This window comes from Neobacillus niacini (assembly GCF_036961885.1).
In the GTDB taxonomy this organism is placed as follows: Bacteria; Bacillota; Bacilli; order Bacillales; family Cytobacillaceae; genus Neobacillus; species Neobacillus niacini_H.
Genome location: NZ_JBALNQ010000065.1, coordinates 1,149 through 2,626, shown reverse-complemented (window position 1 = coordinate 2,626; position 1,478 = coordinate 1,149). Strand labels below are relative to the sequence as shown.

The window sequence follows — 1,478 nt, the reverse complement described above, 5'->3', positions numbered from 1 at the left end:
TTCATCTTGTTATCACCCTCTCACATATAATAGACGTAGCTAACCTTCATTTGGTTTGAAAAAATATTGGATTTTTATGACCTTCTATAATCTAAGGTATAAATGGAAAAAGGACCAACCTCTTATCGGATTGTTCCAGAATGTTGTATGTAGGTTAGATGGCTTATAATACTACTTATTCGATTAATAATACCTTACTTCTCAGAAGGAACTGCAAGTACAATAGCTCCTAAATTCAGAATTACTTATCGGCGTAAATCTGCGTTTTACTGACGCTACCCCTTTTTTAACTATCCTGCCCCGTTTGTTTGATAAGGAATTCTAAAAAAAAAGGTGGTTAATCCTTCTTGGATCAACGCACCCGTTACTTTAAGTGTAATTCTTCACAATATATCACTTATTGTAGTAATGAACCCTTCCTTTACTATTTACCTCAAATGTTTCATTAGGGTGTTTTAATATTTCAGTTTATATTTTTGGGGGTTCAACTCCCATCATTCTCATTAGCATTATTATCTGCCCGCGATGATGGATTTCGTGTTCAATTACGTGATTAATTAACCAAAGTAGTGATACTTCTGGACAATGCTTATATGGCATTTTGTGAAAATCATTAAGTTGATTAATAGGGGTATTTGTCAACAAATTTATTGTTTCTTTATGAATTTCATTCCAATAGACTAGCACATCTTGAATTGATTCAAAGTGTTTAGTTTTCCATCTTTCATCCCAAGATTCTCTTTCTAAAAGATTTCGGTAAATCCATACCCACTCAACACAACACATATGAGAAGTTAAATCGTGCACAGAAGAATGCCACCCTTTAGGTTTCCAATACAATTGCTCTTCGTTTAAAGAATTGATACAAGATAACGTAGCTGGATGTAGTTCGGTATCCCAATGATTAAACAAATCATAAACAACCATTTTAGCCCCTCCACTCTTTATACTCCAAAGCAATTTTACCAAAAAAAACCTAATTTTAATGTTGTATTTGTCACTATCCTTCCTACGTTAGCACAACAAGCAAGCAAAAAGTTCGCTGCAGCGTTCTCCATCTTTAACTCTTGCAACCCGCTACTTCAATAAGCAACGTATTCTTATACTTTACAGTATCATCGTATTACGTAAATTTTATGGAATAATGCGAGGAGTTTTAACTGTTTCCTCCTCTTCAAGAGTACGAATTCCCCCCAATACTTCATAAGCTGCACCGATTGACACAAGAAAATCTCCTGTGATTGCAACTTTTTGTTCTTGGAGAAGTTTTATTACATCTTTTTCACCTATCTGACTTGATACAGATACAGCCTCTAATAATTGTCCAATCGTCTTAATCCAAACACCGGTTAAAATTTGCCGATCACCAACTGAATTAGTATCATTCTCAATATTCAAAAGTCCTGTTAAACCTTTAATTTCAATAATCTGACCAATTACTTGAATCCATAGACCCAATGCAACCTCTTTTTCCAGTT

The 1,478-nt window shown here is 34.3% G+C and carries 2 protein-coding genes; both read right to left on the bottom strand.

From position 1 onward, the window contains the following. Positions 1-468: 468 nt before the first annotated feature. Complete coding sequence (locus V7124_RS23005; RefSeq protein WP_335420635.1) at positions 469-927, bottom strand: DinB family protein; 459 nt, start codon at positions 925-927, stop codon at positions 469-471. A gap of 207 nt (positions 928-1,134) precedes the next feature. Continuing rightward, the coding region (locus V7124_RS23000; protein WP_335493805.1) for a hypothetical protein at positions 1,135-1,478 on the bottom strand (344 nt) is incomplete at its 5' end.

Excerpts from the sequence above, each read along its gene's own strand:
- V7124_RS23005 (WP_335420635.1), bottom strand. The coding sequence starts at position 927 with ATGGTTGTTTATGATTTGTTTAATCATTGGGATACCGAACTACATCCA.